The 26,171-nt window shown below is 65.1% G+C and carries 22 protein-coding genes; 4 read left to right on the forward strand and 18 right to left on the reverse strand.

Going from position 1 to position 26,171, the window contains the following annotated elements:
* Positions 1-25: 25 nt before the first annotated feature.
* Positions 26-952, forward strand: a complete 927-nt coding sequence (locus EG885_RS12815) for a glycosyltransferase (RefSeq protein WP_131575167.1) — start codon at positions 26-28, stop codon at positions 950-952.
* A gap of 2 nt (positions 953-954) precedes the next feature.
* Here EG885_RS12815 and EG885_RS12820 read toward each other — a convergent pair whose 3' ends face one another.
* The 12 genes from EG885_RS12820 to EG885_RS12875 form a co-directional block, all read right to left on the reverse strand.
* A complete protein-coding gene (locus EG885_RS12820; RefSeq protein WP_242679641.1) occupies positions 955-2,013 on the reverse strand; it encodes a flagellar basal body P-ring protein FlgI in 1,059 nt (352 codons plus the stop codon).
* Positions 2,014-2,054: 41 nt separating this feature from the next.
* Positions 2,055-3,071 (reverse strand): hypothetical protein, encoded by a 1,017-nt coding sequence (locus tag EG885_RS12825; RefSeq protein ID WP_131575169.1) that lies wholly within the window; start codon positions 3,069-3,071, stop codon positions 2,055-2,057.
* 4 nt (positions 3,072-3,075) lie between these two features.
* Entirely contained in the window at positions 3,076-4,521 is a 1,446-nt protein-coding gene (flgK, locus tag EG885_RS12830) for a flagellar hook-associated protein FlgK (protein ID WP_131575171.1), read from the reverse strand.
* 37 nt (positions 4,522-4,558) lie between these two features.
* A complete protein-coding gene (locus EG885_RS12835) occupies positions 4,559-5,860 on the reverse strand; it encodes a flagellar hook protein FlgE (protein ID WP_131575173.1) in 1,302 nt (433 codons plus the stop codon).
* Positions 5,861-5,935: 75 nt separating this feature from the next.
* A complete protein-coding gene (locus EG885_RS12840) occupies positions 5,936-6,712 on the reverse strand; it encodes a flagellar motor protein MotB (protein WP_131575175.1) in 777 nt (258 codons plus the stop codon).
* Between the two features lie 104 nt (positions 6,713-6,816).
* Positions 6,817-8,031: a phenylacetate--CoA ligase family protein gene (locus EG885_RS12845; RefSeq protein ID WP_131575177.1), complete on the reverse strand. Its 1,215-nt coding sequence runs from the start codon at positions 8,029-8,031 to the stop codon at positions 6,817-6,819.
* A gap of 12 nt (positions 8,032-8,043) precedes the next feature.
* Positions 8,044-8,865: an ABC transporter ATP-binding protein gene (locus EG885_RS12850; RefSeq protein ID WP_131575179.1), complete on the reverse strand. Its 822-nt coding sequence runs from the start codon at positions 8,863-8,865 to the stop codon at positions 8,044-8,046.
* A gap of 58 nt (positions 8,866-8,923) precedes the next feature.
* Positions 8,924-10,207: an ABC transporter substrate-binding protein gene (locus tag EG885_RS12855; RefSeq protein ID WP_131575181.1), complete on the reverse strand. Its 1,284-nt coding sequence runs from the start codon at positions 10,205-10,207 to the stop codon at positions 8,924-8,926.
* A 54-nt stretch (positions 10,208-10,261) separates the two neighbouring features.
* Positions 10,262-11,338, reverse strand: coding sequence for a branched-chain amino acid ABC transporter permease (locus EG885_RS12860; RefSeq protein WP_131575183.1), 1,077 nt, complete (start codon positions 11,336-11,338; stop codon positions 10,262-10,264).
* A gap of 133 nt (positions 11,339-11,471) precedes the next feature.
* Positions 11,472-12,455 carry a branched-chain amino acid ABC transporter permease gene (locus EG885_RS12865; protein ID WP_131575185.1) on the reverse strand — a complete coding sequence of 328 codons (984 nt, stop codon included), beginning with the start codon at positions 12,453-12,455 and terminating at the stop codon, positions 11,472-11,474.
* 24 nt (positions 12,456-12,479) lie between these two features.
* Positions 12,480-13,292, reverse strand: coding sequence for an ABC transporter ATP-binding protein (locus tag EG885_RS12870; RefSeq protein ID WP_131575187.1), 813 nt, complete (start codon positions 13,290-13,292; stop codon positions 12,480-12,482).
* Positions 13,289-15,265: an AMP-binding protein gene (locus EG885_RS12875; RefSeq protein WP_165571133.1), complete on the reverse strand. Its 1,977-nt coding sequence runs from the start codon at positions 15,263-15,265 to the stop codon at positions 13,289-13,291. Before EG885_RS12875 ends, EG885_RS12870 begins: the two co-directional genes overlap by 4 nt.
* Positions 15,266-15,455: 190 nt before the next feature.
* On the opposite strand from EG885_RS12875, the gene EG885_RS12880 reads away from it, so the two are divergent.
* Positions 15,456-17,393, forward strand: coding sequence for a hybrid sensor histidine kinase/response regulator (locus EG885_RS12880; RefSeq protein ID WP_131575189.1), 1,938 nt, complete (start codon positions 15,456-15,458; stop codon positions 17,391-17,393).
* Positions 17,390-18,091, forward strand: a complete 702-nt coding sequence (locus tag EG885_RS12885) for a response regulator transcription factor (protein ID WP_131575191.1) — start codon at positions 17,390-17,392, stop codon at positions 18,089-18,091. The genes EG885_RS12880 and EG885_RS12885 overlap by 4 nt, the downstream gene beginning before the upstream one ends.
* Before the next feature lie 210 nt (positions 18,092-18,301).
* On the opposite strand, the gene EG885_RS12890 is transcribed toward EG885_RS12885, so the two are convergent.
* Positions 18,302-19,753: an aldehyde dehydrogenase family protein gene (locus EG885_RS12890; RefSeq protein WP_131575193.1), complete on the reverse strand. Its 1,452-nt coding sequence runs from the start codon at positions 19,751-19,753 to the stop codon at positions 18,302-18,304.
* A 152-nt stretch (positions 19,754-19,905) separates the two neighbouring features.
* Between EG885_RS12890 and EG885_RS12895 the strand changes: the two genes are divergently transcribed.
* Positions 19,906-20,562 (forward strand): peroxiredoxin, encoded by a 657-nt coding sequence (locus tag EG885_RS12895; RefSeq protein ID WP_131575195.1) that lies wholly within the window; start codon positions 19,906-19,908, stop codon positions 20,560-20,562.
* Positions 20,563-20,566: 4 nt separating this feature from the next.
* Here the strand turns inward: EG885_RS12895 and EG885_RS12900 are convergent, their stop codons facing one another.
* The 5 genes from EG885_RS12900 to EG885_RS12920 form a co-directional block, all read right to left on the reverse strand.
* Positions 20,567-21,415: a glycosyltransferase family 2 protein gene (locus tag EG885_RS12900; protein ID WP_242679639.1), complete on the reverse strand. Its 849-nt coding sequence runs from the start codon at positions 21,413-21,415 to the stop codon at positions 20,567-20,569.
* Positions 21,400-22,197 carry a hypothetical protein gene (locus tag EG885_RS12905; protein WP_242679640.1) on the reverse strand — a complete coding sequence of 266 codons (798 nt, stop codon included), beginning with the start codon at positions 22,195-22,197 and terminating at the stop codon, positions 21,400-21,402. The genes EG885_RS12900 and EG885_RS12905 overlap by 16 nt, the downstream gene beginning before the upstream one ends.
* Positions 22,198-22,218: 21 nt before the next feature.
* Positions 22,219-23,301 carry a glycosyltransferase family 8 protein gene (locus EG885_RS12910; protein WP_131575197.1) on the reverse strand — a complete coding sequence of 361 codons (1,083 nt, stop codon included), beginning with the start codon at positions 23,299-23,301 and terminating at the stop codon, positions 22,219-22,221.
* 80 nt (positions 23,302-23,381) lie between these two features.
* Entirely contained in the window at positions 23,382-25,526 is a 2,145-nt protein-coding gene (pnp, locus tag EG885_RS12915; RefSeq protein ID WP_131575199.1) for a polyribonucleotide nucleotidyltransferase, read from the reverse strand.
* Between the two features lie 193 nt (positions 25,527-25,719).
* Positions 25,720-26,154: an NUDIX hydrolase gene (locus EG885_RS12920; RefSeq protein WP_131575201.1), complete on the reverse strand. Its 435-nt coding sequence runs from the start codon at positions 26,152-26,154 to the stop codon at positions 25,720-25,722.
* Positions 26,155-26,171 lie beyond the last annotated feature (17 nt).

A 26,171-nucleotide genomic window follows, 5' to 3' on the forward strand; every position in this document is an offset into this window, starting at 1 on the left:
TGTCGTCAGAGGCAAAGGGACCGCCATGCCAACCTCTCATGTCGTGATCCTGCTGGCCAGCTTTCAGGGAGCGGCGCATCTGACCACCCAGTTGGACAGCCTTGCCGATCAAACCCATGAGGACTGGTCGCTGATCGTCTCGGATGATGGATCGACTGATGGAACACAAGACAGAGTGGCTGAATTTTCCGGTCGCTACGGACAGGGCCGGGTCACCCTGATCGACGGTCCCCGGGCCGGGGCCACGATGAATTTCCTGTCGCTGATCGATCATGTCCCGCGGGGCGCGATGGCCGCTTTTTGCGATCAGGACGACCTGTGGCTTCCCCATAAACTGGCCCGAGCGGTCGAGGTGCTGAACCCTCTGCCCGGTCCCGGCCATTATGCCGCGCGCACGATCATCACCGATGCCCGCCTGAAACCCATCGCGGAATCGCGCCGCTTCCGCCGACCCTTCGGCATCCGGAACGCACTGGTTCAGGCGTGTATGGCGGGCAATACATCGGTTTTCAATTCCAGCGCCGTCAGACTTTTGCAAAACGCAGCCCCCCATGCCCGGCAGGCGGGGATCATTGCCCATGACTGGTGGGCCTATCAGCTGATGGCGGCCCATCGGGCCCGGCTGATCCACGACCCTCGCCCGGCGCTGCTGTATCGCCAGCATCCCCGCAGCGAGGTCGGTCGCAACGACACCCTTCCCGCGCTGTCGGCCCGCCTGCGCCAGCTGATGGCGGGCGATTTCGGCGGCTGGCTGCGTGCCAATCACACCAGCCTGGCCTGCCTGGACCTGCCCCCGGACAGCCGTACGGCGCTGGACCATCTGGGGACCATGCTGACACGGCCCGGGCCCCAAGCACTGATGGCAATGTTGCAGGGGCGGTTTTATCGTCAGACAAGAGCCGGCACCGCCGCACTGGCCTTGTCGGCACTGACCGGTTCGCTGCGGGCCTGACCCTATTCGACAATCAGATCGGCATGCAGGGCCCCGGCGGAATGGATCGATTTCAGAATATCGATCATGTCGCGCGGACGCACGCCAAGCGCATTCAGGCCCTCCACGAGATCGCTGAGGTTGGTTTCGCCTGCGACCTCGACAAAGCCGATGCCGGGTTCCTGCCGCAGCTCGACATCCGTGCGTGGGACGGTGACCGTTTCGCCATTGGCAAAGGGATTGGGCTGCGCGACCAGCGGGGCCTCGGCCACCCGTAATGTCAGGTTACCTTGCGACACCGCAACACGCGAGATTCTGACCCGTTCGCCGACAACGATCGTGCCGGATTTATGGTCGATGACGACCTTGGCGCGGTCCTCGGGCTCGACCATCAGGTTTTCGATCCGGCCGACGACGCGGGCGGGATTGACCTCGCCCAGGCCGCGAAAGTTGACGACGACGGTTCCGCTGTCCAATGTCACGGCCAGCTGGCGGTTGAAATCCCGGTTGATCACATCCTCGACCCGGGTCGCCGTGGTGAAATCAGCATTGCGCAACGCGATGCGGATATTGTCGATACCGGCAAAGTCGAATTCGACCTCGCGTTCGACCCGGGCGCCGACGGGGATGGTGCCGGTGGTCGGTACGCCTTCGACCACACGCGCGGCATCGCCTTGGGCCGCCACGCCTCCCGCAATGATCGAGCCTTGCGCCACGGCATAGATATTACCGTCCGCAGCCTTCATGGGCGTCATCACCAATGTGCCGCCCAACAGGCTCTTTGCATCCCCGATGGCCGAGACATTGACATCGATCCGGCTGCCCGATCTGGCAAAGGGGGGAAGAGTGCCGGTCACGATCACCGCCGCCACGTTTCTGGATCGCAGGGCATCCTCGGTGACATTGACGCCCAGCCTTTCCAGCAAACCGGCCAGCATGTCCTCGGTGAACGGTGCGTTGCGCATCCCGTCGCCGGTTCCATCAAGGCCGACCACCAGACCATAGCCCACCAGATCGTTGCCCCGGACCCCGTCGAAATCGGCAAGATCCTTGATCCGCACCGGCACAGCCAGTGCCGACATCGCCAAAGCCAGCCACAGAATGACCGCGTGCAGAACCGCTTTCACCGCAGGAAATCCACCAGCCGGAGCTTTGAAAGCCGCGCGGTCACGGCATAGATCGTGTCCAGTTGGGCCTTCACCTCGGTCAGGGCCGCGGTCGTTTCCAAAGGATCGGCCCGCAACAGGTCGTTGCGCGCAAGATCAAGCGTGTTCAGCACCGCGCCATTCGTGGCCTGAGCGCGTTCGACCGACTGTTGGGCCACGCCGACCCGCCCCATCTCGCCCAGAACGGCGCTGTCGGCGGCCGTCAGCAGATCGCCGCTCAGCTTCATCAAGCGCCCGCGTTCCGCCTGATCTGCTCCGAGGACACCGCGCTGGACAATCGCCCCGGTGGCCAGACCCTTGAGAAGGTCGCGGACGGCAGGCGAGGCGGCGGTCGTCGTCATTTCGACTGCCATGCCGTCGCCCACAGAAATCTTCTGCGCGGGCCCAAGGCCCCCGGAATAGGCCACATCCAGAAATCCTCCGCCGCCGCTTGGCGCGTCGAACCAGTTCGAAATCGCCATCGCCACGTCATCCGCCGTGCTCATCCCCGCAGTGATGGCGACAAGCTGGTCCATGATCAACGAGGCGTCGATCAGTGGCACAGTTCCGCTGGCATCGCCCGACATCAGGTGCCGGTTGCTGTTCGTGCCGTTCAGCCGACGGATGGAAATGTCGAAAGCATCCACCGCCTGAGCCAGACCGGTCCCGATCAGCAGGCTGCCGTCGATGAAGATATCCGCCGAGAGGCTGATCCCCAGATCGCTTGTGCTGGCACGAATGCCTTCGAACATGTCCTGAACCGCGCGCAGCTGAACAGCGGCTTCACTGGCATTCTGGTTCAGCTGGCGGGTCAGGACCATCCGGCCCTCTATCTCGTTCAAGGCGCGGGTATTGCCGTCCAGCCGCTGGCCCAGATCGGCCACCATGCCCGAGGCCAGTTCTTCTGTCAGGGTCGCCAGGGTCGTCTTGGTCCGGTTCGTGGCAACCGTCAGCGCATAAGCGCGCGCCTGATCACCGATACTGTTCAAGGTCACGGGCTTACATCCTCAGGATCTGGTTGATCATGTCGTCCACGGCCATCAGGACGCGGGCATTGGCGGCATAGGATTGTTCATAGTGCAGCAGGCGCTGCATTTCCGCATCGCTGTCCACGCCATCTGACATCAGGCTGGACATGACCGTCGACTGGCGGGCGTTGCGGTTGGCCAGTTCGGACTGCGCATCCACCCTGCGGGAGGCGACCCGCGATTCGATGACGCCAAAGCGGGTCGCCAGACCCTCGGTGCCGGTAAAGCCGCTGCCCGCCGGGGCAGGCTGCGAGGAATCCAGCGCCTGCGCGAAAGCCAGCAGGATATCGGACTGCCCCACCGGCCCCCCGGGCAAGGCCTCAAGGCCCGATCGCAGACGCCACAATTGCCCGCCCTGAGACGGATCGACGGCTGTGTTCAAAGTGATCCGTCCGGCCAGCCCGACCGTACCGGCCGCATCGGCGCGCGCGCCGGCATCGGTGAAAAGGCCCGTCCCGGCAGGCGTCAGGGTCGGATCGACCAAAGGATCGGCCAGTCTCTGATGCAGATCAAAGGCCAGATCGTCCAGTTCGGATTGCATCTGCGGGGCCAGCACATCCCGGATCTGAAAGTTGGCCGACAGCGACCCGCCGCTGAACAACCGCATCTGTCCAGCCGTCAGGGCCGTGCCGTTCAGGGTCAGCAGCTGCAGCGGCGCGCCGACAAGCTGGCCGGCGGCGACATGATCAGCCCCGGCAAAGTCCAGCCGTGCGGGCAGGCTGCCGTCCAGCAGCACCGCGCCCTCGATCGTGAACAGGGCGACCTTGCCCTGTTCGCGCGTTACCTCCTGAATGGGCACGATGGGGGCAATCCGGTCGATCAGGCGCTGGCGCTCATCCATCAGCGGGGTGGCGTCACGCCCGTCGGAATCGAGGATGGCGATCCGGGTGTTCAGCGTGGCGACCCGCTCTAACGAGGTGTTCAGCTCTGCCACCTCGGACTGGATGGCACGCTGAGCCGTGCTGCGGGCCGACTGGACCGCGTCCGAGGCATCGTTCAACCGCCGGCCCAGAAGGTCTGCGGCACTGACCACCTGTGCCAGACGCAATTCATCATCCGGGCGCGTGGCGGCCGCGCTGAGGGCGGTCTGAAGATTGGTCAGCGCCGAGGACAGGGACGTGGCGCCCCCGGGAAGGCCGACCACAGCCTCCATCCTTTGGTGAAAGACCGTGCGGGTCGCCCCCTCACCGATCGAGGAGGCGGCCAGCCGCACCTCGGAGACCAACGTGGCGTTCACGATGCGGGCAATCCCGTCGATGCGCACACCACCGCCCAGAGTGTTGGCGCTGAGCGTGACCTGGCGTCGGGCATAGCCGGGCGTCATGACATTGGCGATGTTGCCTGCCACCGTTTCGGTGCCCCGCGCCGTCGCGCCCAGACCCGACATTGCGTTTGAGATCGCTGCGGCAATGCTCATATCCAGCCTCCTTCAGGCAGGCCCGTCAGGGCTGGGATCAGCGTTTGATGTTGCTGGTTTCCTGCAGCATCTCGTCGACGGTCTGGATGATCTTGGCGTTCGACGAATAGGCGCGCTGCGTGGTGATCAGGTTGGTCAGCTCTTGCGCGATGTCGGTGGTGGACGCCTCGCGGGCATAGGCCGCGATCCCGCCGGTGGGGCCGCTGCCGGCATCCCACAGGAAAAAGCTGCCCGATTCGCGCGAAGGCTTGAAGGCCTGACCGGCTGCGGCCTCCAACCCGTTGGGGTTCGACACGTCGATGACCGGAATGCGGTACAGCGTCTTGATGAAGCCGGTGTCATAGGTCGCATTCACCTTGCCCGCCGCATCGATCTCGACCTTGACCAGCTGTCCGGCCGGAGAGCCGTTGCGCCCGATATTGGACGGCGAGAAGGGCGAGGCCAGCTGCGTCAGCCCCGAGGCGCCGCCCGGCACACCAATGACCAGCTCGATCTCTCCTCCGCCGACATCCAGATCGATCGTGCCCGCCGCCGCATCATAGGCATTGCCAGTCAGCGCGGTGACATTGGCGATCCTGCCGCCCAAAGCCTGACTGCCGTCGAATTCGACCCGAAAGGTCGAAATCACCGCATTCGCCGAAGCCGTATCCCGAACCTCCACCAGCCAGCTGTTCGACAGCCCGCCGGGTGTGGTCAATTCGGGGGTAAAGGTCACGTTCAGTTTTTCGGAATTGCCCAGATTGCCGTAATATTCGACCTGAACCGGGATCGCATCGCCGGTGGCCGTGTCCGCGGTTTCGGTGGCGGGCAGATTGGCCCCGATGGTGATCCGCGAGGTCGGATCGCCCACGGGCCGGTTCGATTCGATCAGGATCGGCACCAGCGCCGCCGAGGAATCGCGCGGGACCAGCGGCATGGTGCCATCCGCCGCCGTCGGCCAGCCCATCAGGACCAGCCCGCCTTCGGTGCGCAAAAGTCCGTTGGCGTCGGGCCGGAACGATCCGGTTCGCGTCATCAACAAGGTCGGATCTTCACCGCTGTTCACATCGGCCAGCGTGGTCACCGGCAGCATCCCACGCCCGGTCATCGCCAGATCCAGCGGGTGCGAGGTGGTGACCGGCGCCCCGTCCTGGGTGATCACCCGCTGTGTGGAGGTGCGGACCCCCCCCGCCGTATAAAGCCCGCTGCCCTGCCCAACCACCATCGAGGCGAATTCCGTCTCAACCCGTTTATAGCCATAGGTCGAGGCATTCGCGATATTGTCCGAGATCGTTCCAAGGCGCGACGAGTTCGCCGCCAGTCCGGACACACCGGCATTCATCGCTGAGGAGATGGACATGGACAGACACCCTTGTGTTACGCTGTTGCCCATGACCCTGCCCGACAAGGTTTAAGATCGTCCTAACCGGCGATCCTATCTCAGTAAAATCAGCTCGATCCGGTTGTTCAGCGGGTCCATCGGATTGGACCGGCGGTTCTTGCGATCGGCATAGCCGGACACGCGCTGCACCCGGCCTTCATCGAAGCCGTTCGTTTTCAGAAGGTTGCGCAGGGTATGGGCCCGCGCATCCGACAGCGGCCAGACCGGCGAGGCGACCAGCGTTTCAGGATAGGCCCGCACATGCCCCGAGATGGCGACATCATTCGTGACCCGCCCCACGACGCGGGCGATGATGCCGGCCAGTTCGTTCAGCGCGGGCTGAGGCTGTGCGGTATCCTCGACGAACAGCGGCGCATCGGTCAGATCACCCAGTTCGATCACCAGCCCCTCGTCTGTCATGCGGGTGACGACATGCTGCAGCAGGTTTGTCAGCTGCGCCGATTCGGCCCCCGTTCCGGTCAGGCTGTCCTGAACCGCGCGGGCCACCTCTTCGAAATCTCCGGCGCTGTTGCTGTCGGGCAGGGGTGCCTCGACGGCGTGGCGCACGCCTTCGTCCTGACCGTCGCCCGAACCGGTCTTTTCAGACGAGGGCGTCTGGATCACCGAGGGTGCGAAGTAATCGGCAAGCCCGGTCTTTTGTTCCTCGGTCGTGACGCTCAGCAGCCACATCAGCAGAAAGAACGCCATCATCGCGGTGACGAAATCCGCATAGGCGACCTTCCACGCGCCGCCGTGATGACCGGATTCCGCCGCGGCCTCGACGCGTTTGATGATGATCGACGGTTTGTTCAAACCCTTTGCCGCAGCCATGATGACACCCTTTGTTTCGGTCCGATGTCACTGTCGCGGCTGGCAGGGTTACAAACAAGTTAACGGGTCAAATGCCATCTATTTGGTAACGCTTCCTTAATGTCTTACCCATAGCTGCGCCGGTCCTCGATGACCTTGCCGTCATTGGGCAGGCTGCCGGGCGCCACCAGTTCGACGGTGCCGCGCAGCTTCAGCGCCTCAAGGACCGAGGCCGCGTAATCGCCCCCCGGTGCGGCGGTTTCCAGCTGGACGGTCATCACGTCCATCTGCCCCTGCCGGTCGGCGATCACCCGGGCGCGGGCGACCTCGGGGTGGCGGGCGACAAGGGCCGCGACCTGTTCGGGGCGCACGAACATGCCCTTGATCTTGGTGGTCTGATCGGCGCGGCCCATCCACCCCTTGATACGCATGTTCGTACGACCGCAAGGGCTGGTGCCGGGAAGGACCGCCGACAGATCGCCGGTGGCAAAGCGGATCAGCGGGTAATCGGGGTTCAGCGTGGTCACCAGAACCTCGCCCACCTCGCCTTCGGGGACCGGATCGCCGGTGCCGGGGCGCACGATTTCCACGATCACGCCCTCATCCACGATCATCCCGTCCACCGCATCGGATTCATAGGCGATATTGCCAAGATCGGCGGTGGCATAGCATTGCCGCGTCACGATCCCCCGATCCGCATAAAGCTGGCGCAGCGACGGAAACAGCGCGCCCCCGCCCACCACGGCCCGGGTCAGCGACAGAACGGCGTTCATCTGATCGGCACGGTCCAGGATCACCTTGAGGAAATCGGGCGTGCCCGCATAGCAGGTCGTGCCGATATCGACCGCCGCCCGCACCTGCAGGTCGGTCTGGCCGGTCCCCGCGGGCAGCACGGCGGCATCGACGGCCCGCGCGCCCGATTCGAACATCATCCCGGCAGGCGTCAGGTGATAGCCGAAACAGTTCTGCACGATATCACCGCGCCCCACCCCCGAGGCATGCAGGAACCGCCCCAATCGCCACCAGTCACCCTCGCGCCGTCCCGGTTCATAGATCGGGCCGGGGCTTTGGAACACATGGTCGAATTCGGCGGCGCGCCGGGTGGTGAAGCCGCCAAAGGGCGGATGCTTGGCCTGCGCCTCGGACAGTTCCGCCTTGCGGATCACCGGCAGGCGGGCCAGCGCCGCGCGGTCGGTCACCCCGTCGGGGTCCACATCGCGCAACAGACGCGCCAGCGCGGGCGCCGTCCGGGCGCGGGCGATCGCCAGAGGCAGGGCTGCCGCCATCGCCTGATCGCGCGCCGCCGCATCGCGGGTTTCCAGATCGTCATAAAATGCCATGATCGTCCCCTGTCACGCCAGCCAGCGTTTGCGGCGGCGATAGCTGCGCACGTCGCGGAACGATTTGCGTCCCTCGTCCGACATGCCCAGATAGAATTCCTTGACATCGGGGTTCTCGCGCAGCTGCGCGGCCGGCCCCTCCATCACCACCCGGCCATTTTCCAGAATATAGCCCTGATGGGCAAAGCGCAGGGCGACGTTGGTGTTCTGCTCGGCCAGCAGGAAGGTCACGCCCTCGCCCTCGTTCACGGCCTTGACGATCTGAAAGATCTGCTCGACCAGCTGCGGCGCCAGCCCCATCGACGGCTCGTCCAGCAGGATCATCTGGGGGCGGCTCATCAGCGCGCGGCCCATCGCGGTCATCTGCTGTTCCCCGCCCGAGGTATAGCCCGCCTGACTTTTCCGCCGCTCGCGCAGACGCGGAAAGTATTCATAGACCATCTCAAGATCGCGCCTGATCGCGGCGGACCCGTCGCGCCGGGTATAGGCGCCGGTCAGCAGGTTCTCCTCGACCGTCAGGTGCTCAAAGCAATGGCGCCCCTCCATCACCTGAATGACGCCGCGCCGCACAAGGGCCGCCGGGTCCAGCGCGGTGATGTTCTGGCCCTCATAGGTGATCGCGCCCTTGGTCACCTCGCCCCGTTCGCTGGCCAGAAGGTTCGAGATCGCCTTCAGCGTCGTCGTCTTGCCCGCCCCGTTGCCGCCCAGAAGCGCGGTGATGCCGCCCTTGGGCACGGTCAGGCTGACGCCCTTCAGCACCAGAATGACGTGGTTGTAGATCACTTCGATATTATTGACGTCCAGCAGCGTCTCTCGATTTTCGGCGTCGAACATGGGCTGTCCCTTCCGGCAGATGATCCCCGGCGGCGGACGGCGCCGCCGGGGCAGGATGTCAGCAATCGCGCGGCGTGATCCCGGCCTCGGCGGCATAGGCGGCGCTGTCCTCTTCGATCAGCGGGCCCAGCACATCCTGATCGGGCTCGGTGAACTCGGTGATCAGGTTCCATTGGCCGGCGGTCGCGTCCCATTGCTGCAGACGGGCCATGCCGCTGCCGCCATGGTTCTCGCAGCTCATCGCGATCTCGGGGCCGAAATCGGGCAGACCCAGCTCGACCAGCCGTTCGGGCGTGATCACGAGGTTCTCGAATCCCTCGCGCAGCTGTTCGGGATCGATTTCAGGCGTACCTGCGATCTCCTGCGCGGTGCGGATCGCCTCGGCGATGACCACCGCCGCATACATGCCCCGCGAATAGACTGCAGATCCGACATGCTGGCCACCCTGACTGGCCTTGCCGGGATCGATCACATGGGTCTGCAGATCGTCATACAGGGGATAATCCATCCCCACCCCGTTGAAGGTCAGCGACTTATAGCCGTCCGCTGCGGCCCCGGCAGGCTGCACGTCGATTTCCGACCCGGCCCACCAGATGCCGATGAAATTCTCCATCGGAAAGCGGATATTGGCGGCCTCCTGGATGGCGACCTGGTTCATGACGCCCCAGCCATACATGATGACGTAATCGGGCCGGTCGCGGCGGATCTGCAGCCACTGGCTTTTCTGTTCCTGCCCCGGCGCCTCGACCGGCAGTTCGGTCAGGGTGAAGCCGTGCTTTTCACCCAGCTCCTGCAGGGTGCGGATCGGCTCCTTGCCATAGGCGCTGTTGTGATAGACCAGCGCGATCGTCTTGCCATCAAGGCTGCCGTCATTCTGATCCAGCAGATACTTGACCGCGACCGAGGCCCCGTCCCAGTAATTGGCGGGCGCGTTGAAGACCCATTCAAAGACCCGCCCGTTCTTGGCCGAGGTCCGGCCATACCCCGGCGTGTACAGCACCTTCTTGTCCACCGCGACCTTGGGGATCAGCTGATAGGTAATGCCGGTGGACAGCGGGTTATAGATCAGCGCCCCGGTGTCCTTGGTCGCCTCATAGCATTCGACGCCCTTTTCGGTGTTATAGGCCGTCTCGCATTCGGGAACCTGAATGATCTGCCCGCCGATGCCGCCATCGCGTTCGTTCAGCAGGGTGAAGTAATCGTTGAACCCGTCGGCATATTGCGTGCCATTGGCCCCGTAAGGCCCGGTCCGATAGCTGAGGTTCGGCACCACCAGATCGGCAAGAACCGGACTTGCGGCCATCAGCGTCGCGGCCAGAACGGCGGGAAAGGTCAGTTTCATTGCGGGGTCTCCTCCCAGAGAGTGCGGTCCGGTCGCCCGGCCCATGCAGCGAAATCAGTGCGGAAACGGCCAGAGCCGCAGCTTTTCCTTGGTCAGGCGCCACAGGCGCGCCAGCCCATGCGGCTCGACGATCAGAAAGGTCACGATCAGCGCGCCCACGATCATCAGCTCGATATGGGCGGCCAGATCGGTGGGCCAGCCAAGGTTGCCCACCAGCACGTTCTTCAGCAGGACCGGCAGCAGGACCATGAAGGCCGCGCCCGCAAAGCTGCCGAAGATGCTGCCCAGCCCGCCGATGATGATCATGAACAGAACCAGAAAGCTTTTGTTGATGCCAAAGGCCTCGCCCACTTCGGCCGCCCCCAGATAGACGGCGAACAGCAGGGCCCCGGCGATGCCGATGAAAAAGCTGCTGACCGCAAAGGCCGACAGTTTCGCGCGCAACGGATCGACGCCGATGATCTCGGCGGCGATATCCATGTCACGGATCGCCATCCATTTGCGCCCGATCGACCCGCGCGTCAGGTTGCGCGCCAGCCAGGCCAGCAGAAAGGCCAGCACCAGACAGACCAGATATTTGGCCGGTGCGCTGGTCGTGGGCCCGGTGACGGCAAAGCCCAGAACCTCGCGCGTGGGCGCGGTGATCTGCCCCGAAGCGGAATAGTTGTAGAACCACGGCACCTTGTTGAACAGCCACACCAGAAAGAACTGCGCCGCCAATGTGGCCACCGCCAGATAGAACCCCTTGATGCGCAGGCTGGGCAGGCCGAACAGCACGCCCACCACCGCCGTGATCGCCCCGGCCAGCAGAATATGGATCAGGATGCTGACATCGGGAAAAGAGGTCATCAGCTTGTAGACCGCATAGGCGCCCACCGCCATGAACCCCCCGGTCCCCAGGCTGACCTGCCCCGCATAGCCCGTCAGGATGTTCAGCCCCAAAGCCGCGATCGCATAGATCAGGAACGGCACCAGCACCGCATTGGCCCAGTAATCGTTGATGACAAAGGGAATGATCCCGAAGGCCACCGCCAGCACGGCGTAATATCCCCACCGGTCCAGCCAGAGCGGAAAGGTCTGCCCATCCGCCCGATAGCTGGTCTTGAAGTCGCCCGCCTCACGATAGATCATCCATCCGCTCCCTGCAGTGCCGTTGCAGCGGGGGCCAGCCCCCGCACCCCCGGGATATTTGTACCAAGATGAAGCCATGCCGCTTTCATCTTGGCCAAAATATCCCCGCCGGAGGCTTCCATTCCGTCCACCCTCAGACCCTCTCGATGATGCGCTCGCCGAACAGGCCCTGGGGCCGGAACACGAGGAAGATCAGGGCGAGGACATAGGCGAACCAGGTCTCGGTCGCGCCACCGACCATCGGGCCGATGGTGAATTCGAACAGCTTTTCGCCCACGCCGATGATCAGCCCGCCGACGATGGCGCCGGGGATCGAGGTGAAGCCGCCCAGCATCAGCACCGGCAGCGCCTTGAGCGCGATCAGCGACAGGCTGAACTGGACGCCCGATTTCGTGCCCCACATGATCCCTGCGACCAGCGCCACGAAGCCCGCAATGGACCAGACCATCACCCAGATGAAGCGCAACGAGATGCCCACCGACAGCGCCGCCTGATGATCGTCGGCCACCGCCCGCATCGCCCGGCCCTGTTTGGTGTATTGCGCGAAGGCCACAAGCGACACGACCAGCAGCGCCGCGATCAGCGTCGCCCACAGATCCAGCCGGTCGATGAAGAAGCCATAGCCGAACCATTCGGCAGTCGCGGCCTCGATCCCGTCCGAGATACCCTGCGGCAGGCCCACGTCCAGCGTCTTGATGTCGGCGCCCCACATCACGTCGCCGAAGCCCTCCAGGAAATAGGCCAGGCCGATCGTCGCCATGAACAGGATGATCGGCTCTTGTCCCACCAGATGCTGCAGGACTAGCTTTTCGATCAGGAAAGCCAGCCCCACCATGACCAGCGCCGTCAGCGCGATGGCCAGGGCCGAAGGCACGGTCCAGCCGAAATGATGCAGCTGCGTGCCAAGCGCCGCATTGATCAGATGGGCAAAGGGCACCTGTCCGTTCTGGATGCCCACCAGCGTCAGCGCCGCGAACAGCGCCAGCACCCCCTGAGCATAGTTGAACACGCCCGAGGCCTTGAAGATCAGCACGAAGCCAAGCGCCACCAGCGCATACATCACGCCGGTCATCAGCCCGTTCAGCACCACCTCGGCGGCAAAGATGAATTGGTCCATCACTGGCCCTCCCTTGGATCGCGGTCAGTCATGGGCCACCCCCAGATAGGCGTCGATCACCGCCTGATTGCCACGCACCTCGGCCGGTGTGCCGTCGCCGATCTTGCGGCCGTAATCCATCACCACCACCCGGTCGCTGAGATCCATCACCACGCCCATGTCATGTTCGATCAGGCAGATCGTGGTGCCGAATTCGTCGTTCAGATCGAGGATAAAGCGGCTCATGTCCTCTTTCTCCTCGACGTTCATTCCGGCCATCGGTTCGTCCAGCAGCAACAGCTGCGGTTCGGCGGCCAGTGCGCGGGCCAGTTCGACGCGCTTTTTCAGCCCATAGGGCAGACGGCCCACGGGCGTCTTGCGGATGTTCTGGATTTCCAGAAAGTCGATGATCCGTTCGACGGCGGCGCGGTTCTGGGTCTCTTCGCGTTCGGCCTTGCCCCACCACAGGGCCTGCGCCAGAAACCCGGCCTTCATGCGGTTCAGCCGACCCGTCATGATATTGTCCAGCACCGTCATCCCCTCGAACAGGGCGATGTTCTGGAAGGTGCGCGCGATCCCAAGCCGGGCCACCTGAAAGGGCTTCATCGGGCCGCGCGGGGTGCCCTTGAAGATCACCTGCCCCTCTTGCGGATGATAGAACCCCGAGATGACGTTCAGCATCGAGGATTTGCCCGCCCCGTTCGGGCCGATGATGGCGCGGATCTCGCCCTGGCGGATGTCGAAGCTGATATCCTTGATCGCCACCACGCCGCCAAAGCGCAGGGTGATGTTCTTCAGCTCCATCACCACGGGGCCGGTCTGGCGCGCGGCGTGCGCCCTGTGATCCTGCATCATCATTCCGCCGCCGCCTTTCTTGCGCCCGCATCGCCAAAGACCGGCACATCGCAGATCTGCAGGGTCGCGCTGATATGGCCCTTGCGGCCATCCTCGTAGGTGACCTCGGTGCGGGTGTGGATGCTGGGCGATCCGTCATAAAGCGCCGTCACCAGATCGGCGTATTTCTGGGTGATCACGGCGCGGCGCACCTTGCGGGTGCGGGTCATCTCGCCATCATCGGGGTCCAGTTCCTTGTGCAGGACCAGAAAGCGGTGGATCTGGCAACCCGACAGCATCGGATCGCCGGCGACGGATTCGTTCACCGCCGCGACATGGTCGCGGATCTGGTCATAGACCTGCGCGTGACCGGCCAGTTCCTGATAGCTGCCATAGGCGATATTGTTCCGTTCCGCCCAGTTGCCCACCGCCGTCAGGTCGATATTGATCATCGCGGTGCAGAAATCGCGGCCATTGCCGATGACCACGGCCTCGAGGATGTTGGGATAGAATTTCAGCTTGTTCTCGACATATTTGGGCGCGAACATCGACCCATCGGCCATCTTTCCGACATCCTTGGCGCGGTCGATGATGCGCAGATGGCCGCTGTCCGGTTCGAAGAAGCCCGCATCGCCGGTGGCGACCCAGCCTTGCGCATCCTTGGTCGAGGCGGTGCTGTCGGCGTTCTTGTAATATTCGACGAAGGTGCCGGGGCTGCGGTAATAAACCTCGCCGTTTTCGCCGATGCGGACCTCGACGCCGGGGCTGGGCACGCCCACCGTATCGGACCGGACCTGCCCGTCGGGCTGCTGGGTGATAAAGACCGATGCCTCGGTCTGGCCATACAGCTGTTTCAGATTGATCCCAAGCGAGCGATAGAAATCAAAGATCTCGGGGCCGATCGCCTCGCCCGCCGTATAGCCGACGCGCACCCGGCTGAGGCCAAGCGTGTTCTTCAGCGGGCCAAAGACGAACAGCTTGCCAAGGCCATAGGCAAGCCGGTCGGCCATGCCCACCGGCTTGCCGTCCAGCAGCGCGGGCCCGGCGCGATGCGCCACCGCCATGCCGCGCCGGAACAGCCAGCGCTTGATCCGCCCGGCATCCTCCATCCGGATCATCACCGATGTCAGCTGCCCTTCGAAGACCCGGGGCGGGGCGAAGAAATAGGTCGGGCCGATCTCTCGCATGTCGGTCATCATCGTATGCGCGCCTTCGGGGCAGTTCACGGTAAAGCCCGACCACATCGCCTGCCCCACCGAAAAGATGAAATCGCCGACCCAGGCCATCGGCAGATAGGCGACGATCTCTTCGGCCTCGGTCAGGTGGTCGAACTGCGCGGTGTTCTTTGCCGTCTCGATGATGTTGCGGTTGGACAGCACGACGCCCTTGGGCTTGCCGGTGGTGCCGCTGGTATACAGCATCACGCAGGTGCTGTCGTAATCCAGCGCCGCGATGATCGCGTCCAGCCGCGGTCCCAGTTCGGCAGCCTGCGCCCGGCCCTGCGCCTGCACATCGGCCAGGGCGCTCATCTGCGTCGCATCGTATTTCCGCATGCCCCGGCGGTCGGTATAGATGATGCGGGCTCCGGCGCCGGTCGTTTCCTCGACCTCGCGGACCTTGTCGACCTGTTCCTGATCGCCGCAGATCACGAAGCGGGCGCCGCAATGATCCAGCACATAGGCCATCTCTTCGGCCACCGCGTCCTGATACAGGGGCACCGGGATCGCCCCGCACATCTGCGCGGCGATCATCGCCCAGTAATGGGCGGGGCGGTTGCGCCCGATGATCGCCAGATGATCGCCGGGCGCCAGTCCCTGCGCCATCAGCCCCATCGCCAGCGCCCGGATGTCATCAGCCGCCTGCGCCCAGGTCCAGCTTTGCCAGATCCCGTATTCCTTCTCGCGATAGGCGGGCCGGTCGCCGAACCGCACCGCGTTGCGCGCCAGCAACGCGGGTACGGATCGCAGATCGCCCGGGGGCGTCGTTGGCTGCATCATCTGTCCTCCCTTGCGACGCGGGCCCCGGACCGACGATCCGGGCGCGTCATCAGCCGGGACCTCCTCCGCCCCGGTGACCCTTGCACCATTGGCGCCAATCCTTGCGCCAGTTTTGCCCGAATCCAACAAAATGTTACGGCGCTTGCACCCTTCGTCCCCGATGCTACTGCTGGAAGCGGAGGAAGACCCCATGCACCAGCCCGAGGCCGACCCCGTCACACGGGCCGAGATCCGCGCCGACCTGACCCGGTCGGGCCTGAACCTGATCGGTCAGGCCCTGTCGATCTTTGACGCCGACCTGCGGCTGGCGCTGTCGAACCGGCAATATCAGGCGATGTTCGATCTGCCCGATGCGCTGACCCGGCCCGGCACCAGCTTTGACGACACGATCCGCTATCTTGTCCTGCGCGGCGAATACGGCACGCAGGACGACCCCGATGCGGCGGTCGCCTTTCGCGTGGCGCAGGCCCGCACCTTTCAGCCCCATTATTTCGAACGCGAACGCGCCGACGGCCGGTGGGTCGCGGTCGAGGGCGCGCCCCTGTCGCAAGGGGGCTGGGTCACCGTCTATACAGACATCACCGACATCAAGCGGCAAGAGGCGCTGCTGCGCGCGCGCTCGGACGCGCTGTCCGAACAGGTGCTGCTGAATGCCGAACGGCTGGCCGCCGCCAACCGCAAGCTGGCCGCCACCAATGCCGCCCTGTCCGAGGCGCAGCGCATCCTGACCCGGACCGAGGCCCGCACAAGGCAGGTGACCGAGATGGTGCCCGCCCATATCGCCCATATGGATGCCCAGTACCGCTATACCTTTTCCAACCGCCGCCTGCCGGTGATCTTTCCCGGCGCTGCGGGCGATATCGTCGGGCTGACGCTGGAACAGGCCCTGGGGGCCGCCACCGCCCGCACCTTACGCCCCTATATGGAACGCGCCCTGTCCGGCGATCCGCAGGTGTTCGAGATCACGCACCCGACCTCGGGGCGGCGCATCCGCATCGCCCTGACGCCCGATCGCGACGGGCAGGGCGTCTATATCCTGTCCACCGATGTCAGCGCCGAGGTTCAGGCGCGCGAGGCCCTGGCCCATTCGGCGCGGCGCAATCTGGCGGCCCGGCTGACCTCGGGGATGGCGCATGATTTCGGCAATCTGCTGACGATCATTCTGGGGCTGCAGGCGCGGCTGGCCACCCGGATCGACACGGTCGATCTGCCCCCCGACGCCGCCGAGGATGTGCAGGCGACGCTGGCCGCCGCGCGGCGTGGCGCCACGCTTCTGGACCGGCTGGCCCGGATCACCGGCGCGCGCGACCCGGCGCTGGAACCGGTCGATCTGCCCGCGCTGCTGGCCGATCTGGCGGCCCTGTCGCGGCCCTCTCTGACCAGCGGCACAAGGCTGGATCTGGCCGTGGCCCTGCCGCCCGGGCCGCTGCTGCTGGACCCCGGCGCGCTGCAGGATTCGCTGCTGAACCTTGTGCTGAACGCCAATGCCGCGATCACCCCGCCGGGCCGCATCACGCTGAAGGCGCGGCGCAACGGCGACTGGCTGGAGCTGACGGTCGGCGATACCGGCCCCGGTTTTACCCCCGAGGCCCTGTCCCGCGCGACCGAACCGTTCTTCACCACCAAAAAGGGCCAGGGCTCGGGGCTTGGGCTGTCGATGGTCTATGACCAGACCAAGATGGTCGGCGGCACGCTGCGCCTGTCGAACGGCCCGCGCGGCGCGCAGGTGGTGCTGCGCCTGCCCTGGCGCCCGGTGGCCCGCCGGATGGTCCTGCTGGTCGAGGATGACGATCAGGTCCGCGCGCAGGTCCGCGACCAGCTGACAGGTCTGGGCCATGCGGTGATCGAGGCCGCCAGCCTGTCCGAGGCCCGCGCCCTGACCGACCTGCCGGGTCTGGGCGTGATCCTGTCCGACATCCAGCTGGGCGACGGGCTGGGCCCCGATCTGGCCGATGCGACCAGTGCGACCCCCGTGCCGCTGATCCTGATGACGTCGCTGCCGCCGGGCCATCCGCTGCGCGCCCGCGCCCCCGGCCCGGTGCTGACCAAGCCCTTCACGCAGGCGCGGCTGGCCGCCGTTCTGGCCGCCTCGCTGACGCCTTCGCCCCACGGACAGGACAGACCATGACCGATGCGCCGCTGATCGCGATTCTGGATGACGAACCCCAGATCCGCCGCTTGCTGTCCGCCGCATTGGAACAGGCGGGCTTCCGCACCCAGTCCTTTGCCCGCGCCACGGAATTCGAGGCCGCGCTGCGCCGCATCACCCCCGATGCTTGCCTGATCGATCTGGGCCTGCCCGATCGCGACGGTCTGGCGCTGGTCCACCGGCTGGCTGCCGATTCGGGCGCGGCGATCATCATCATTTCGGGCCGCGCGCAGGTGCAGGACCGGGTGACGGGGCTGGAACTGGGCGCCGACGACTATATCACCAAGCCCTTTGAGCCCGCCGAAGTCGTGGCCCGCATCCGCGCCCGCCTGCGCCGCCCGTCCCAAGGCATGGCCAACCGCCCCCGCACCCTGCGCTTTGCCGGGTGGAGCGCCGATTTCGACCGCTATCTGCTGACTGCCCCCGACGGCACCGAAACGCCGCTGAGCCATGCCGAAGCCGAGGTGCTGCGCCTGTTCACCGACAACCCCCGCCGCCTGATCACCCGCGCCCAGATGCTGGAAACCCTGGGCGGCACGGCCGGCGACAGCTTCGACCGCGCCATGGATGTCCGCATCTCGCGCCTGCGCACCAAACTGGGCGAAGATCCGAAAAACCCGCGCCTGATCAAGACGATCTACGGCGCGGGCTATATCTTTCTGGCCGAGATCACCTGATCACCCAAGCAAGCCCTTGGGCCGGCAAAAGCGCCCACGGGCCCCCATCAAGGGGCCCCGCAGCCGCGCGGGACCGCCATCCCGCCCCGCGATCGCATCTCAGGCGCGGCACCTTTGACCCTGCATCGGTCCGGAAATATCCCACAGGGGGGTCCGGGGGACGTGACGTCCCCCCGGCTGCCGCCCGAACCCGAATGGGCGGGCAAAGCCTCAGGCCTCGCTGTCCCATCCGCTGATGGCCTTGCTGTCCATGAACTCCTCCAGCCCCATCAGCCCGCCTTCGCGCGCCCGGCCAGAGGCCTTCACCCCGCCAAAGGGCGCCCCGGCGCCGCGCGACTGGCCGTTCATCTCGACCATGCCCGCCTGCAGCTGGCGGGCCAGACGGTTGCGGCGCGCGCCATCCTGCGACTGGACATAGTTGGTCAGGCCGTAAGGCGTGTCATTGGCAATCCGCACGGCCTCGTCCTCGCTGTCAAAGGGGATGATCGACAGGACCGGGCCAAAGATCTCCTGCCGCGCGACGGTCATGTCATTCGTCACATCGGCAAAGACCGTGGGCCGCACGAAATAGCCCCGGTTCACGCCCTCGGGCAGGCCGGTGCCGCCTGCGACCAGCCGTGCCCCCTCGTCGATGCCTGCCTGGATCAACCCCTGGATCTTGTCCCACTGATCCTTGCTGACCACGGGGCCGATATGCGGGCCGGGACCATGGGCGCTGGCCACCGTGGTTTCCGAGGCGACGCGCGCAGCCACCTCGACCGCCCGGTCATAGGCCGAGCGTTCGACCAGCATCCGGGTCGGCGCGTTGCAGGATTGGCCGGTATTGTTGAAACAATGCCGCGCGCCCCGCGCGACCGCCTTGTCGTCCGCATCGGCAAAGACCAGATTGGCGCCCTTGCCGCCCAGTTCCAGCACGACTTTTTTCAGGCTGTCGGCCGCCGCCTTGCTGATCGCGATGCCCGCGCGGGTCGACCCGGTAAAGCTGATCATCGCGACATCAGGATGCACCGACAGCTGGCTGCCCACGCCCATACCGTCGCCATTCACCAGATTGAAGACCCCCGCAGGCACCCCGGCCTCGTCCAGGATCTCGGCAAAGACCATTGAGGACAAGGGCGCGATCTCGGAGGGTTTCAGCACACAGGTATCGCCCGCCAGCAGCGCCGGGATGACCTTCAGCGTGACCTGATTCATCGGCCAGTTCCACGGCGTGATCAGGCCGACGACGCCCACCGGCTCCCATGCGATCATGGTCGTGGGGGCGTGATCGCCCAAGGGGCGGATGAACTGGAAATCGCGAAAGGCGGTGATGAAATTCCGCGTGTGCCAGGCCCCGGCCTCGGCCTGATCCTCCAGCGCCATGTCCTGCGGCGCGCCCATCTCAAGGCTCATGGCGCGGGCCAGATCGGGCATCCGCCGCTCATAGATGGACAGGATCCGTTCGACCACGGCCAGCCGTTCGGCGGGCGGCGTGGCGGCCCAGCCCGGAAAGGCCCGCTTGGCCGCCGCCACCGCCGCATCCGTATCCGCCTGATCCCCGACCGAGATCACCGCCACCGGCTCCTCGGTCGAAGGGTCGATCACCTCAAGGTCGCGCGCCACGGCGGGGGCAACCCAAGCGCCGTCGATATAGAATTTCCGCTGATCCAGCAAACCGGTCATCTCGCTTTCCTCATCTGTCATTTGCGCCAAAGCCTGTCACTGCGGACTGCACTTCGCAAGGCCCCCCTGCGGGACCGGCCCGCTGCGGCACTGGCAATCCGCGCCGGGCGGCTTATGTTCCCCTGTGACGCAACCCATCCGAAAGGACCCCCATGTCCCTGCGCATCAATGACATCGCCCCCGATTTCACCGCCCCCTCGACCGAGGGGCCGATCCGGTTTCACGACTGGCTGGGCGACAGCTATGCGGTGATCTTCAGCCATCCCCGCGATTTCACCCCCGTCTGCACGACCGAGTTCAGCGCCGTGGCCCAGTTGGTCCCCGAATTCGAGGCGCGCGGCACCAAGGTTCTGGGCGTGTCCGTGGACAGCGTGGACGATCACCAGAAATGGAAGGCCGATATCGGCAAACTGGCCGGCGTTCCGGCCAATTTCGCGATCATCGACGACAGCGATCTTGCCGTGGCCAAGGCCTATGACATGCTGCCCGCCGAATATTATCTGCCGACCGAGGGGCGCACCCCTGCCCATTCGGCCACCGTCCGCACCGTCTTCATCATCGGCCCCGACAAAAAGGTCCGCCTGACGATGACCTATCCGATGTCCGTGGGTCGCAATTTTGCGGAAATCCTGCGGGCGCTGGATGCGGTGCGCAAGACCGACGGCGTCCCCATCGCCACCCCCGCCAACTGGGTGCCGGGTCAGGACGTGATCGTCGCGCTGTCGCTGGACGACAAGGCCGCCGAGGCTCGGTTCGGCCCGCTGGACATCAAGCTGCCCTATCTGCGCTTCGCCAAGGATCCGGCCTGATCGGTCAGCCCGGCCAGCGCGGCCAGCCGTAATGGTCCATCAGGGCGGCAATGGCACGGTCATTGCCGCCCATTCCTTGGGCGGGGCGGTTGACGGCCCTCAGGCTGGTTTCCTGACTGCCCTGCCATTCCAGAATGCGGTTGCGACCGCCGATCTTGACCGGGGCCGATCCCGCCATCCGCCCCATCCAGTACAGCCACAGATCATCCGCCCCCGGCGCCAGACGCATGAACAGATCGTCCCGCGTCACATCGGGATGAAAGACGCCGGGCGCATAGATCACCCCCGACACGCCGGTCGGAAAGACCAGCGGCCCGGCATCGGGCGCGTCCAGATTGTGGCGCCACTGCTCATAGGGGGCGGGGCGATCGTTGTGCAGGACCACCTGATGCGCGCGATGGCAGGCGATCCGGGCGCCTGCGCCTGCGGCGTCGGTCAGCCCTTCCAGCCAGTCGAAGGCGTAATACAGATCATCATCCGCCGTCACCACAAAGGCCCCAGGATGGGCGATCAGGGTCTGAACGATCTTCTTATAGGACCGCCACGCCGGACAGGTCCGGATCTCCAGCCCCGCCATGCTGCGGATGTCGGGCGGCAGGTGAAGGGCGTCGCCATCGTCCAGCCACAGGATCACGCGATCCGGCTGCACGCTTTGCAGCGTCAGCGCCTGCAGGGTGGGAAGAAGTGTCCCGAAGCGCGCCGGATAGCTGGTCAGCGACACGATCAGCTCTGACCCCAGCCCATGCGCCCGGCCCGGCCCGGTGGGTCGCGCCGCGATGTCGGCCATCGCGCGGGCCTGACGGCGGCGCTGCTTGAACCGGCGAAAGGCGTCGCGGATCACGGGCGTTCCCATGCGCGGCGCAGCCAGCCGATATCGCCGATGCGCCGGTACCATTTATGGCCCCGCCCGGCAAAGACATCCTCCATCTTCGGTGCCCCGGCGAACAGGACGATCTTTGCCCCCGCCGGCAATGACGGATCGCGCAGATAGCTGGCCAGATGGCGCGGAACGCAATCGTTCTTGAAGCTGACGCACCAGCCCTTGGGCCAGTAATGCAGATGGCCGTGACGGGCCAGTTGCGCCGACTGGAACTGCTGGCTGATCTCATACCCGGCGGTGGCCGCTGCCGGATCGGCCAGATAGGCGTCCAGCACATAGGCATGATCGCCCACGCGATAGCGAAAGACGCTGGAATTGCCGACGCTGTGCAGGAACCGGTCGCGGCCCGGATTGATCCGGCGCAGCGGCTTGGCGCGAAACAGATCGTCGTCGCGGATGATGAAGAAATCGCCCGGAAGGTCGAAGAACGGCCCCAGATCGTCGACCACCACAAGATCCAGATCCAGAAACAGCGCCGTCCCCGACAGGGCCGCATCAGGGCCGCCCAGATCGCGGCGGAACAACGCCAGCTTGCGCCAGCGCGTATCGGCATGTCCCGCAGGCAAGCCCAGTTCGGGCAAAGGCATCGCCTGAACCCCCGCGTCCAGCCCGGCGGCATCGTCGGTGAAACAGATGAACCGGTGCGGCCGGTCCAGATGCCGCCGCACCTGCGCCGCCAGCCGGTTCACATCGGCGCTGGAATACAGCGTGCCCCATTTCATGGTGAGGATCAGCAGGGGGGCGTCGTCATGCACGGGCTGTGGCCTTTCGGGTCGTCATTCCGGCAACCGGCTTTCGGCGGCGACGGCAAAGCGGCCATCGAAGACCGGCGGGCTGAGTCGGTTCTCCATCGTGGCGCGAGTCTCGTCGGCGAACCGGCCCGAGGCCAGCCCGTCGCGCATGAAACGCTCGAACGCCCGAGAGCGGTCCTGCCAATGGCGCATATCGCGTCTTTCCCGCGCGGTGACCAGACCAAACCGGCGCCGCATCCACGCCCGAAGACCATAGCGGCAGCGACGCAGGGCATTGACCGTGCTGGGGCGCAGATGCGCGGCCGGATCCAGACCCTCGGCCATCAACATCTGTCGATAGAGTTCCGTATAGCGCGGATCGGTCGGCGCCCGCCACCCGCTGGTATCCCCATGCCACGGCTTGTGGGTCCGGCAGAAATGCACGAAGACCGGTCCGACGGCCCCCATCAGTCCCAGTTCAAGAACGCAGGCCTGATAATTCATGCGGGGACTCAGCTCGGTCCAGCGACCATCGAACAGATGGGCCAGGAAATCCTGATCGAACCGCACCGCATCGGGAAAGCGTCGGAAATATTCCAGCAGCACCTGCGCGAAATCGTATTGCGCCCACCGGGCCGTGTCGATCAGCAGCACCCCGGAGTTCAGATAACGCCCCGAAGTGACGCCGATCGTGGCCAGCCATTCGTCGCGCGTCAGCGCCTTGATGTCATAGGGCGCCCGCTCCAGCGTGGCGATGTCGCTGACGGCCCCCAAGCCCGCAGGCAGGTCCACGTCCCAGATCGCCGGCTCGGCGCGCAGCGACAGGATGTCGACATCCAGATACAGCAGCCGGTCATAATGGGGCAGCACCGACGGCGCGAACAGCCGCAGATACACGATCTTCGGCCATTTGCGATCCTCGGGCAAACCCTCGGGCAGCAGATGCCCCAGTTCCTCGTAGTGATAGGTGATCCGGTCGTCCTGCCGGACCTCGCGCAGCGCGATGCCGGGATCGCGGCGCTCGACGAAGACATGGACATCGCAGTCCCATTGCTGCGCGATCCGCTTGGCCTGCACAGCCGCAATGTCCGACAGGCGTTCGTCGGTCACCATGAAGATCGCGTGCATCCTGTCCGTTCCCGCCCGACATCGCCTGTAAAAAGGGCGGCCCCGAAAGATCCGGGGCCGCCCCTGTCATCAGCTCACGATCAGCCTTCGGCCGATTCCTGCTGCTTTTCCTCGATCTCGGCGCCGGTCTCCTGATCGACCATCTTCATGCCAAGGCGGACCTTGCCGCGGTCGTCAAAGCCCAGCAGCTTGACCTTGACCTCTTGACCCTCTTTCAGGATCTCGTTCGGATGGGACAGGCGGCGGCCCGCGATCTGGCTGACATGGACCAGACCGTCGCGCTTGCCGAAGAAGTTCACGAAGGCGCCAAAGTCGACCAGCTTTACGACCTTGCCGACATAGACCTTGCCCTCTTCGGGTTCGGCCACGATCGAATAGATCATGTCATAGGCTTTCTTGATCGAATCGGCATTGGCCGAGGCGATCTTGATGATGCCTTCGTCGTTGATGTCGACCTTGGCACCCGAAACCTCGACGATCTCGCGGATGACCTTGCCGCCCGAGCCGATGACTTCACGGATCTTGTCGGTCGGGATCTGCATCGTCTCGATGCGCGGAGCATGCGCACTGAACTCGTTGCGACCGGCGGTCAGGGCCTTGGCCATCTCGCCCAGAATGTGCAGACGACCGTCGCGCGCCTGCGCCAGAGCCTGCTCCATGATCTCGGGCGTGATGCCCGCGACCTTGATGTCCATCTGCAGGCTGGTGATCCCGTTTTCGGTCCCCGCAACCTTGAAGTCCATGTCGCCCAGATGATCTTCGTCACCCAGAATGTCGGTCAGGACGGCGTAGCGGCCATCGTCTTCCAGGATCAGGCCCATGGCCACACCAGCGACCGGCGCCTTCAGCGGCACGCCGGCATCCATCATCGACAGCGAACCGCCGCAGATCGACGCCATCGAGGACGAGCCGTTCGATTCGGTGATCTCGGACACGACGCGGATGGTATAGGGGAAATCGGTCGGTGCGGGCAGAACCGCCTGCAGCGCGCGCCATGCCAGCTTGCCATGGCCGATCTCGCGACGGCCGGGGCTGCCGACGCGACCCACTTCGCCCACCGAATAGGGGGGGAAGTTGTAATGCAGCAGGAAGTTCGAGCGCGAATTGCCGTGCAGCGCGTCGATGATCTGTTCGTCATCGCCGGTGCCAAGCGTGGTCACGACCAGCGCCTGCGTTTCGCCGCGCGTGAACAGCGACGATCCGTGCGTGCGCGGCAGGATGCCGACTTCGGATACGATCGAGCGCACCGTCTTGGTGTCGCGACCGTCGATGCGGGCGCCACCGTTGATGATGTCACCGCGCAGAATGCCCGATTCCAGCTTTTTCAGCGCCGAACCCAGATTGGTGTCGGCCAGTTCATCCTCGGACAGGGCGGCCTTGACCGCTGCCTTGGCAGCCGCAACCGCATCCTGACGATCGGCCTTGTCGCGGATCGCATAGGCGGCGCGCATGTCGGCCTCGCCCAGGGATTTCACGCGAGCATAGAGCGCGCTGTAATCGGGGGCCTGATAGTCGAAGGGCTCTTTGGCGGCCTCTTCGGCCAGTTCGATGATCAGGTCGATGACCGGCTTGATCGCGTCATGGCCGAATTTCACGGCGCCCAGAATTTCGTCCTCGGTCAGCTCATAGGCTTCCGATTCGACCATCATCACGGCATCGCGGGTGCCCGCGACGACCAGATCCAGACGCTGTTCGGGGTTCATGCGCAGCTTGTCCATGTCCTGAACCTCGGGGTTCAGCACATATTCGCCGTTCGAGAAGCCGACGCGGGCCGCTGCGATCGGGCCCATGAAGGGCACGCCCGAGATGGTCAGCGCGGCAGAGGCTGCGATCATCGCGACCATGTCGGGATCGTTGACCAGATCATGGCTCAGCACGGTGCACATCACCAGCACTTCATGCTTGAAGCCGGGGGCGAACAGCGGGCGGATCGGACGGTCGATCAGACGCGCGGTCAGCGTCTCTTTTTCCGAAGGGCGCGCCTCGCGCTTGAAGAAACCGCCCGGAACCTTACCGGCGGCATAGTATTTTTCCTGATAATGCACGGTCAGCGGGAAGAAGTCCTGACCGGGCTTGGGTGCCTTGGCAAAGGTCACGTTGGCCATGACGCTGGTCTCGCCCAGGGTGGCGATGACGCTGCCGTCGGCCTGACGGGCAACCTTGCCCGTTTCCAGGGTCAGCGTTTCTTCGCCCCACTGGATTGATTTTTTCACTTCATCAAACATCTGATTTCCTCAAAGGGTGCACCGGCCCTCCGGCCACCCATGTCATGTATCGCGGCCCCATTGCCGCCGCCCCAATCCTTTGCATGTGCCCCGGGGCTGGGCCTCACGTCGCAGATGTCTGGGGCAATACAGGAAAACCGGTCATTTGGGAAGTGGCGTGGCAGGGGGCCGCGCGAAGGGCGGCGGTGCGGGATCAAGGCCCCGCCATCCGGGCCGCCATCTGCGCCACCGCCACGACATCGCGGCTGAGCAGGCGGTCCTTGTCCAGATCGGCCAACGCGACCCAGCCCGCCTCCAGCGCATCATCGGCAGCCTGAGGCTGACCCTGCTGCCAGTGGCACAGGACCGCGACCAGCACATGATGATGGCGCAATTCTCCGGTTTCCGCCCGGTCCAGCGCATCCAGCGCGGTCAGCACCCTATCAGCGCGGGCGGTCACGCCGGTCTCTTCCAGCAATTCGCGTTTCGCAGCGGCCAGCAGGGTCTCTCCGGCCTCGACCTTGCCGCCGGGAAAGCCCCAGAACCCGGCATCGGGCGGATTGGCACGCCGGACCAGCAGCACCTGATCGTCGCGGATGACGACAGCCAGAACGGCAACCACGGGTCGGGGCGGGGGCAAGGGTGACATGCCGCCAGCCTAACGCC

It is taken from the genome of Paracoccus nototheniae (genome assembly GCF_004335005.1).
Classification (GTDB): domain Bacteria; phylum Pseudomonadota; class Alphaproteobacteria; order Rhodobacterales; family Rhodobacteraceae; genus Paracoccus; species Paracoccus nototheniae.

Bases quoted from the DNA above. Each gene is read 5' to 3' on its own strand.
- EG885_RS12880 (WP_131575189.1), top strand. From the start codon at position 15,456: ATGCACCAGCCCGAGGCCGACCCCGTCACACGGGCCGAGATCCGCGCC.
- EG885_RS12815 (WP_131575167.1), top strand. From the start codon at position 26: ATGCCAACCTCTCATGTCGTGATCCTGCTGGCCAGCTTTCAGGGAGCG.
- EG885_RS12920 (WP_131575201.1), bottom strand. From the start codon at position 26,154: ATGTCACCCTTGCCCCCGCCCCGACCCGTGGTTGCCGTTCTGGCTGTC.
- EG885_RS12840 (WP_131575175.1), bottom strand. From the start codon at position 6,712: ATGGCTGCGGCAAAGGGTTTGAACAAACCGTCGATCATCATCAAACGC.
- EG885_RS12910 (WP_131575197.1), bottom strand. From the start codon at position 23,301: ATGCACGCGATCTTCATGGTGACCGACGAACGCCTGTCGGACATTGCG.
- EG885_RS12885 (WP_131575191.1), top strand. From the start codon at position 17,390: ATGACCGATGCGCCGCTGATCGCGATTCTGGATGACGAACCCCAGATC.
- EG885_RS12850 (WP_131575179.1), bottom strand. From the start codon at position 8,865: ATGTTCGACGCCGAAAATCGAGAGACGCTGCTGGACGTCAATAATATC.
- EG885_RS12845 (WP_131575177.1), bottom strand. From the start codon at position 8,031: ATGGCATTTTATGACGATCTGGAAACCCGCGATGCGGCGGCGCGCGAT.
- EG885_RS12875 (WP_165571133.1), bottom strand. From the start codon at position 15,265: ATGATGCAGCCAACGACGCCCCCGGGCGATCTGCGATCCGTACCCGCG.
- EG885_RS12820 (WP_242679641.1), bottom strand. From the start codon at position 2,013: ATGTCGGCACTGGCTGTGCCGGTGCGGATCAAGGATCTTGCCGATTTC.
- EG885_RS12900 (WP_242679639.1), bottom strand. From the start codon at position 21,415: ATGGGAACGCCCGTGATCCGCGACGCCTTTCGCCGGTTCAAGCAGCGC.
- flgK (WP_131575171.1), bottom strand. From the start codon at position 4,521: ATGAGCATTGCCGCAGCGATCTCAAACGCAATGTCGGGTCTGGGCGCG.
- EG885_RS12835 (WP_131575173.1), bottom strand. From the start codon at position 5,860: ATGTCCATCTCCTCAGCGATGAATGCCGGTGTGTCCGGACTGGCGGCG.
- EG885_RS12895 (WP_131575195.1), top strand. From the start codon at position 19,906: ATGTCCCTGCGCATCAATGACATCGCCCCCGATTTCACCGCCCCCTCG.
- EG885_RS12890 (WP_131575193.1), bottom strand. From the start codon at position 19,753: ATGACCGGTTTGCTGGATCAGCGGAAATTCTATATCGACGGCGCTTGG.
- EG885_RS12865 (WP_131575185.1), bottom strand. From the start codon at position 12,455: ATGGACCAATTCATCTTTGCCGCCGAGGTGGTGCTGAACGGGCTGATG.
- EG885_RS12860 (WP_131575183.1), bottom strand. From the start codon at position 11,338: ATGATCTATCGTGAGGCGGGCGACTTCAAGACCAGCTATCGGGCGGAT.
- EG885_RS12870 (WP_131575187.1), bottom strand. From the start codon at position 13,292: ATGATGATGCAGGATCACAGGGCGCACGCCGCGCGCCAGACCGGCCCC.
- pnp (WP_131575199.1), bottom strand. From the start codon at position 25,526: ATGTTTGATGAAGTGAAAAAATCAATCCAGTGGGGCGAAGAAACGCTG.
- EG885_RS12855 (WP_131575181.1), bottom strand. From the start codon at position 10,207: ATGAAACTGACCTTTCCCGCCGTTCTGGCCGCGACGCTGATGGCCGCA.